Annotated in this window: 2 protein-coding genes; one reads left to right on the top strand and one right to left on the bottom strand. The window is 62.4% G+C overall.

Features of this window, described 5'->3' with window-relative positions; genetic code table 11:
• Positions 1-313: enoyl-CoA hydratase/isomerase family protein (locus HMPREF3120_RS11710; protein ID WP_210384495.1), on the bottom strand; the 313-nt coding region annotated here is incomplete at its 3' end.
• Positions 314-353: 40 nt separating this feature from the next.
• Here HMPREF3120_RS11710 and HMPREF3120_RS04785 point away from each other — a divergent pair.
• Positions 354-559: HAD hydrolase family protein (locus HMPREF3120_RS04785; protein WP_168156405.1), on the top strand; the 206-nt coding region annotated here is incomplete at its 3' end.

The following is a 559-nucleotide window of genomic DNA, read 5'->3' as shown; positions in this document are numbered from 1 at the left end:
GCGCGATGTACGGCTTGGGGTAGTTCGCAATGTCCAAGTTCATGGCGTACTCGTCTGCGAAAAACGTATCGACCTCATCCAGGCGTCCCTCGAGGACACCGTCGCGCGCGGCACGGACGTCGCCACCAGAGCAAAAGTGCTTGGCCGAGGACTGGATGACAACTTGGGCGACGGTGTCGTCGTCACGCCACTGCTTCAGGATCTCATCGATGGCGCGTGCCATCTCCGGGTTCAGAGAATTCAGGGCCTTGGGGCGGTCGAGGGTGATCACCCCGGTCGTGCCGCGTACTTCGGTCTTCACAAACTCAGTCATGCCGCCCAGTGTTCCACATCACACCGGTATGGTGTGGGCAATGCAGACGCCACGACTGATCGCACTCGACATGGACGGCACCCTCCTCACCCCGCAAGGCCAGGTGCCCAAGCGCTTTTGGCAGCTTGACGACGACGCCACCGCCCAGTCCGTCACCATCACCCCCGCCTCCGGCCGCCAACTGGCAACACTGCAACGCATGTTCCCCGCATGCGAGACGTTCATCGCCGAAAACGGCGCGGTGGT

This window comes from Corynebacterium sp. HMSC11D10, from assembly GCF_001806995.1.
GTDB classification, from domain to species: Bacteria; Actinomycetota; Actinomycetes; order Mycobacteriales; family Mycobacteriaceae; genus Corynebacterium; species Corynebacterium coyleae.
This window is presented reverse-complemented; position numbering and strand designations above follow the sequence as displayed.